Origin of the sequence: Streptomyces sp. NPDC056479 (assembly GCF_042795335.1) — a bacterium.
Lineage (GTDB): Bacteria > Actinomycetota > Actinomycetes > Streptomycetales > Streptomycetaceae > Streptomyces.
In genome coordinates, this window is the sequence record NZ_JBHTRZ010000016.1 from 59148 (window position 1) to 66423 (window position 7276).

Annotated in this window: 6 protein-coding genes; 5 read left to right on the forward strand and 1 reads right to left on the reverse strand. The window is 68.9% G+C overall.

What is annotated here, in order from left to right:
- Positions 1–112: 112 nt before the first annotated feature.
- Positions 113–1303 (forward strand): acyl-CoA dehydrogenase family protein, encoded by a 1191-nt coding sequence (locus ACFQ6S_RS42515; protein ID WP_383421623.1) that lies wholly within the window; start codon positions 113–115, stop codon positions 1301–1303.
- 37 nt (positions 1304–1340) lie between these two features.
- On the opposite strand, the gene ACFQ6S_RS42520 is transcribed toward ACFQ6S_RS42515, so the two are convergent.
- Positions 1341–1778 carry a cell division protein SepF gene (locus ACFQ6S_RS42520; protein ID WP_383421626.1) on the reverse strand — a complete coding sequence of 146 codons (438 nt, stop codon included), beginning with the start codon at positions 1776–1778 and terminating at the stop codon, positions 1341–1343.
- A 321-nt stretch (positions 1779–2099) separates the two neighbouring features.
- On the opposite strand from ACFQ6S_RS42520, the gene ACFQ6S_RS42525 reads away from it, so the two are divergent.
- The 4 genes from ACFQ6S_RS42525 (at position 2100) to ACFQ6S_RS42540 (ending at position 7053) form a co-directional block, all read left to right on the forward strand.
- On the forward strand, positions 2100–3344 hold the full coding sequence (locus ACFQ6S_RS42525; protein ID WP_383421629.1) for a DUF5685 family protein: 1245 nt from the start codon (positions 2100–2102) through the stop codon (positions 3342–3344).
- Between the two features lie 372 nt (positions 3345–3716).
- Positions 3717–4622: a S1 family peptidase gene (locus ACFQ6S_RS42530; protein WP_383421632.1), complete on the forward strand. Its 906-nt coding sequence runs from the start codon at positions 3717–3719 to the stop codon at positions 4620–4622.
- 170 nt (positions 4623–4792) lie between these two features.
- Entirely contained in the window at positions 4793–5644 is an 852-nt protein-coding gene (locus tag ACFQ6S_RS42535) for a slipin family protein (protein WP_383421635.1), read from the forward strand.
- A gap of 326 nt (positions 5645–5970) precedes the next feature.
- On the forward strand, positions 5971–7053 hold the full coding sequence (locus ACFQ6S_RS42540) for a S1 family peptidase (protein ID WP_383421638.1): 1083 nt from the start codon (positions 5971–5973) through the stop codon (positions 7051–7053).
- Positions 7054–7276: the final 223 nt, after the last annotated feature.

The window sequence follows — 7276 nt, forward strand, 5'->3', positions numbered from 1 at the left end:
TCTCCCGTAGCGGTGCCCGGTGCGTACTGGACGTGCGGGACACTGCGTCGTAGCGTCTGGCCCACAGTCGTAACTAGCGGCGCTAGTTTTCGTCGTTGCCGGAGGGTCCTGCATGTCCGCGTCCTCGAAGTTGCCCCCGTTCGATCCCGCCGACCCCCTCGGCATCGACGATCTCCTGGAGCCCGAGGATCTGGCCGTCCGGGGGACCGTACGGGCGTGGGCGGCGGATCGGGTCCTGCCGTATGTCGCCGAGTGGTACGAGACGGGTGAGCTGCCGGGGATCCGGGAGCTGGCGCGGGAGCTCGGGCAGATCGGTGCGCTCGGAATGTCACTCGAGGGATACGGGTGCGCCGGGGCCTCCGCCGTGCAGTACGGGCTCGCCTGTCTGGAGCTGGAGGCCGCCGACTCCGGGATCCGCTCCCTGGTCTCCGTGCAGGGTTCCCTCGCCATGTACGCCATTCATCGCTTCGGGAGCGAGGAGCAGAAGCAGGCCTGGCTGCCTCGCATGGCCTCCGGTGAGGTCATCGGGTGCTTCGGGCTGACCGAACCCGACCATGGCTCCGACCCGGCGTCCATGCGGACGTACGCCAAGCGGGACGGCTCCGACTGGGTGCTCAACGGGCGGAAGATGTGGATCACTAACGGATCCGTCGCCGGGGTCGCCGTCGTGTGGGCGCAGAGCGACGACGGGTTGCGCGGGTTCGTCGTGCCGACCGACAGCGCCGGGTTCTCCGCCCCGGAGATCAAGCACAAGCTGTCGCTGCGCGCCTCCGTCACCAGTGAACTCGTCCTCGACGACGTACGGCTGCCCGCCGATGCCGTGCTGCCCGAGGTCGTCGGGCTGAAGGGGCCGCTCAGCTGTCTCTCGCACGCCCGGTACGGGATCGTGTGGGGTGCCATGGGCGCGGCGCGGTCCTGTTTCGAGGCCGCTGTCGACTACGCGAAGTCGCGGGAGCAGTTCGGCCGGCCGATCGGGGGCTTCCAGCTCACCCAGGCCAAGCTCGCCGACATGGCGCTCGAACTGCACAAGGGGATTCTGCTCGCCCACCATCTGGGGCGGCGCATGGACGCCGGCCGCCTGCGTCCCGAGCAGGTCAGCTTCGGCAAGCTCAACAACGTCCGCGAGGCCATCGACATCTGCCGTACGGCGCGGACGATTCTCGGTGCCAACGGGATCTCGCTCGAATATCCCGTGATGCGGCACGCGAACAACCTCGAGTCGGTGCTCACCTACGAGGGCACCGTCGAGATGCACCAGCTCGTGCTGGGCAAGGCGCTCACCGGGCTCGACGCCTTCCGCTGAACCCCACCAGGGGGCAGGGCCGGTGAGCGGCCCTGCCTCAGCTCTGGTTGTAGAAGCCGTCCTCGCGGTGAGCCGCCCGCTCGCCGCTGATGATCTCCGTGTCGGCCGGGGTCAGCAGGAACACCCGGTTGGACACGCGGTCGATCGAGCCGCGCAGACCGAAGATGAGCCCCGCCGCGAAGTCGACGACGCGCTTGGCGTCGGCCGGCTCCATGGCCGTGAGGTTCATGATGACCGGGACCCCGTCCCGGAACAGCTCGCCGATGGCGCGGGCGTCCCGGAAGCTGTCCGGGGTGACCGTGCCGATGCGGCGGCCCTTCTCCTCGGCGACGTCCGTGGCCACCTTGACCCGCGGGTCCGTGACCCAGGCATCCCCGGGCTCGGTCCCTTCGGAGTACTCGTCGTCGTAGTAACGCTCGTCATCGTTGTCGTCAACGAGGCCCAGCCAGGCACTCGCCTTGCGCACCGATCCCATGGACGCCTCCTCTCAGAGCGGTCTTTCTTGCGTTCCGCATCCCTATGGTCATCCATGATGCGGACGTCGCGCCAAGTGGATAGACGCCGCGCGGGGGGTTTGTGACGGTACTGGTGCACAGCGAATACGTCGAGAGCCCGTGTCCCCCAAGGGGCATGCCACGTACGGCTGCTGACCGAGAGTGAAATATGATTCTTCACGGCGTATGGGTGATGCGGGGTGCGTACGGGTGAACGAGACCGCTGTGGCGATCGGGACGCGGTCGGTACGATGCGGCAGCTCAGCGTCGTCGGAACGTCGTAAGAACCTCGGGGGAGCGTCGTGTTCGGAATCGTCAGGCCTTGTCGTCATCGACTCGGAGAGAACCTCGCGGGCCAATGGATGGCGCATTTGTGCGGACTGTGCCTCTCATTGCGCGGGGACCACGGTCAGTTCGCACGGATCGTCACCAACTACGACGGGCTGCTGATCTCCGTCCTGACGGAGGCTCAGGCAGAGCAGGGCAAGGGACTGCGGCGTACGGCGGGACCGTGCCCGTTGCGCGGAATGCGCACCGCGTCCGTCGCACAGGGTGAGGGCGCTCGGCTCGCCGCCGCCGTCTCGCTGGTGCTCGCCTCGGCCAAGGTGCGTGACCATGTGGCCGACGGTGACGGTCTGCTGGCCCGCAGGCCGGTGGCGCTCGCCGCGCGCCGGGTGGCCGCCGGCTGGGGTGCGGCGGGTGCCCGTGGCGGCTCGGCCGTCGGGTTCGACACCGCCGTACTCGTCGACGCCGTGGACCGGCAGCTGGGCATCGAGGCGCTGGCCGGGCTCGGCACCTCGATCCTCGCCGTGACCGAACCGACCGAGACGGCGACCGCCGCGGCCTTCGCGCACACCGCGATCCTGGCCGGACGGCCGGGCAATGCCGCGCCGCTTGCCGAGGCCGGGCGCCTGTTCGGGCGGCTGGCGCACCTCCTGGACGCCGTGGAGGACCGGGCGGCCGACGCCGAGTCGGGTGCGTACAACCCGCTCACCGCGACCGGGACCTCGCTCGCCGAGGCGCGACGGCTCGCCGACGACGCCGTGCACGGGGTGCGGTTGGCGCTGCGCGAGGTCGAGTTCACGGATCCGGGGCTCGCCCATCTGCTTCTCGTGCACGAGCTGCGGCGCTCGGTGGACCGGGCGTTCGGCACCGTGCCGACCTGCTCGTCCCACCAGCCCGGCCCCGGGCCCTATGGACAGCCGCCGCAGCAGGGGCCGTACGGGGCACCGCAGAATCCTTATGGCACGGGCGGGAATCCGTACGCCGGCGGGAATCCGTACGCCGGCGGCGGGGGAGCGCCCGGCGGTGGTGGCGGTGGCGGTGGTGACTTCGGTGGGTTCGGCGGTGGGCCCGCGCCTCAGCCGCCGAAGGGACGGCGCGGGTTCTGGGCCGGCTGCGGGATGTTCTGGCTGCTGTGCTGCACCTGCAAGCTGTGCTGTGCCAAGGAGTACGAGGGCCCGTGGTCCCGCAAGAAGCGCGAGGGCTGCTGCCGGGACTGCGACTGTGACGGCTGCGACTGCTGCTGCCCCTGCGACGGCTGCTAGGGACGACGACTTCCGGACATCCCGGGGGAGCGGGTGGCCGACGGGGACGAGGGGCGAGCCGGGCGCGGGGCGCGTACGGGGAGCTTCGGCCGGTCGTGTTGGTGCGCGAAAGGGCGTGGGGCGTACGCGGCGTGTGCACGCAACCTGCGCCGACCGGCTCTGACCGGGGCAGGAGCGGCCAACTCACGCAGATGGTTCAAAGATTGACGGCCGAAAGGCGCCCTTGCGCCTACCGGTCGTTCGGCCGAATATTCCCCTCAGCGCTTGTCAGGGGCACGGCGTGTTCGGAATCCGGACATTCTCCCCTTCTGACTGCGCCTCACGGGCCCCGACCCCACGCGGGCCCCCGACTTCCCTTGGAGGGAACGACAAGTGAGGATCAAGCGCACCATCCCCCGCAGTGGCATTACGAGACGGACCCGGCTGATCGCCGTATCCACCGGCCTCGTGGCCGCAGCCGCGATCGCGATCCCCAACGCGACCGCCGCGGAGACTCCCGACACCTTCAGCGCCGCCCAGCTCAAGAGCGCCAGCGGCTCCGTGCTGAAGGCCGACATCCCGGGCACCGCCTGGGCCGTCGACAGCAAGACCAACCGTGTCACGGTGACCGTCGACTCCACGGTCTCCCAGGCGGAGATAGCGAAGATCAAGGAGCAGGCCGGCGCCAACGCCGACGCGCTCACGATCAAGCGCACCGCCGGCAAGTTCAGCAAGTTCATCCAGGGCGGCGACGCCATCTATGCGAGTAGCTGGCGCTGCTCGCTCGGCTTCAACGTCCAGGACAGCAGCGGCGCCCAGTACTTCCTCACGGCCGGCCACTGCACCGACGGTGCGGGCACCTGGTGGTCCAACTCCGGGCACACCACGGTCATCGGCTCGACCGCCGGCTCCAGCTTCCCGGGCAACGACTACGGCATCGTGCGGTACTCCGGTTCCGTCAGCCGGCCCGGTACCGCGAACGGCGTGGACATCACCCGCGCGGCCACACCGAGCGTGGGCACCACCGTCATCCGTGACGGCTCCACCACCGGCACGCACAGCGGCCGGGTCACCGCCCTCAACGTGAGCGTCAACTACGGTGGCGGCGACGTCGTCGGCGGTCTGATCCAAACCACCGTCTGCGCCGAGCCCGGCGACTCCGGCGGCTCGCTCTACGGCAGCAACGGCACCGCGTACGGTCTGACCTCCGGTGGCAGCGGCAACTGCACCTCCGGTGGTACGACCTTCTTCCAGCCGGTCACCGAGGCCCTCAGCGCGTACGGCGTCAGCGTCTACTGACGTCCGGCCGCACAGCGGTACCGGTACGGCCTGAACAGCAGCCAGCAGCATGTGAGCCCCCGCACGCAACTGTCGTGCGGGGGCTCGCCCTTGGTCGCGCCCGGGGTTACCGTCGACGTACAGGCATAACTCCCCTGTAATGCGCCCACGTCGGACCCCGGGGGTCGCTGATGGTCGAGGAGCTGGTGGCGGCGGGAGTGACGCTCGCGTCCGCCGGAGTGGTGTATGTGGCGGCGGCCGCGCGGGTCGTCAAGCAGTACGAACGGGGGGTGGTCTTCCGTCTCGGGAAGCTCCGATCCCAAGTGCGCGGGCCCGGGTTCACGATGATCGTGCCGGGTGTCGACAAACTGCGCAAAGTGAACATGCAGATCGTGACGATGCCCATTCCCGCGCAGGAGGGCATCACGCGTGACAACGTCACCGTGCGGGTCGACGCCGTCGTCTACTTCAAGGTGACCGCGCCGGCCGAGGCGATCGTGCGGGTGGAGGACTACCGGTTCGCGGTCTCGCAGATGGCGCAGACGTCACTGCGGTCCATCATCGGCAAGAGCGAGCTGGACGATCTGCTGTCCAGTCGCGAAAAGCTCAACCAGGGGCTGGAGTTGATGATCGACAGCCCGGCCGTCGAGTGGGGCGTGACGATCGACCGGGTGGAGATCAAGGATGTGTCCCTGCCCGAGACCATGAAGCGGTCGATGGCGCGGCAGGCGGAGGCCGACCGGGAGCGGCGGGCGCGGGTGATCAACGCCGACGCCGAACTTCAGGCCTCCAAGAAGCTGGCCGAGGCCGCGCATCAGATGGCCGATGCGCCGGCGGCCCTTCAGTTGCGGTTGCTGCAGACGGTGATGGCGGTGGCGGCCGAGAAGAACTCCACGTTGGTGTTGCCGATTCCGGTTGAATTGCTGCGATTTCTGGAAAAAGGGGCGCAGGTCGCGACCTCTGGGCAGGAGGTGGATGCCGGAGCACAACGGCCCGCATCTGTTGAATCGCGGACGGGACGGGACGAACTTCCCCCTGGCTGACCTCGCTTGGATCCGGACCCTGATGGGGCGATTTTGAGACAGGCATAGACCTCACACGCTGCTTATGGTTCGCTCGCTTGCGGTGTTTGCTGAGCGAAGTGAGCGGGCGTGACTGTGCACGGTCAAGACGGAAGGGGCGCGCAACCGTGTTCTACGCGCGTCCGGAAGTCGACCTTGTGTGCTCCCTTCGAACCTAGGAATAGTGAACCTTGTTCAACCGGCGCGGGTGTGACTTTTGTTGTGTGTCGCCCCCGTGGCCGTACGCCTTCCGGTCCGGCGAGGTCCCCACAACCTCTCGGGCCGACCCCCCCACAGGAGGACGTGAGTTGAAGCACCGACGCATACCCAAGCGGCGTGCAGCCGTGGCAGGTGCGGGCATCGCCGCACTGGTTGCCGCGGGAGTGACCTTGCAGAGTGCGAACGCCAGTGAGACGCCTGAGGCGTCCGCGCCGAAGACCCTGTCGATCTCTGCGGCCGGAAAGCTCGCCTCGACGCTGGCGAAGGACCTCGGCGGTGACGCCGCGGGCACGTACTACGACACGCAGACCAAGAACCTCGTGGTGAACGTCCTTGACGACGCCGCCGCCGACGCGGTCGAGGCCGCCGGCGCCACGGCGCGGGTCGTCGAGAACTCGCTCGCCGAGCTGAAGAGCGCGCGTACGACGCTGAAGCAGGACGCGACCATTCCCGGCACCGCCTGGGTGACGGACCCTTCGACCAACAAGGTCGTCGTCACGGCTGACCGTACGGTCTCCAAGGCCGAGTGGGCCAAGCTCGGCAAGGTCGTCGACGGGCTGGGTGCCAAGGCGGAACTGAAGCGGTCGAAGGGGGAGTTCAAGCCCTTCGTCGCGGGTGGTGACGCGATCACCGGTGGCAGCGGGCGTTGCTCGCTCGGCTTCAACGTGGTCAAGGGCGGCGAGCCGTTCTTCCTGACCGCCGGGCACTGCACCGAGGGCATCACGGACTGGTCGGACGCGGACGGCAACGCGATCGGCACCAACGAGACGTCCAGCTTCCCGGACAACGACTACGGGCTGGTCAAGTACACGGCCGAGGTCGATCACCCGAGCGAGGTGAACCTCTACAACGGGTCCTCGCAGGCCATCAGCGGGGCCGCGGAGGCCACCGTCGGGATGGAGGTCACCCGTAGCGGGTCGACCACGCAGGTGCACGACGGCAAGGTCACCGGGCTCGACGCCACCGTGAACTACGGCAACGGTGACATCGTCAACGGGCTGATCCAGACCGACGTCTGCGCCGAGCCGGGTGACAGTGGCGGGTCGCTGTTCTCCGGTGACAAGGCGATCGGGCTCACGTCCGGGGGCAGTGGTGACTGCACCTCCGGTGGTGAGACGTTCTTCCAGCCGGTGACCGAGGCGCTGTCCGCCACGGGTACCGAGATCGGCTGACGCGGTCGGTCGTTGTTCTGCGGAGTCCCGTCCCTTGTGTGAGGGGCGGGGCTTTCGCGTTGTGTGCGGGGTGCCTGCGGCGCCTGTGCGGGTTCGGTGGGGGTGCGGGTAGCGCCTGCGGGTGGTTTGTGGGTCGGGGCCGTGCCGGGGGGTGTCCGTCCTCGGTCGGGCGGTTGCCGTCGGGCAGAGAGGTGCTCTTCGTTGACGCCCGCCGCTGCGGGCG

Bases quoted from the DNA above. Each gene is read 5' to 3' on its own strand.
- ACFQ6S_RS42520 (WP_383421626.1), bottom strand. From the start codon at position 1,778: ATGGGATCGGTGCGCAAGGCGAGTGCCTGGCTGGGCCTCGTTGACGAC.
- ACFQ6S_RS42515 (WP_383421623.1), top strand. From the start codon at position 113: ATGTCCGCGTCCTCGAAGTTGCCCCCGTTCGATCCCGCCGACCCCCTC.
- ACFQ6S_RS42535 (WP_383421635.1), top strand. From the start codon at position 4,793: ATGGTCGAGGAGCTGGTGGCGGCGGGAGTGACGCTCGCGTCCGCCGGA.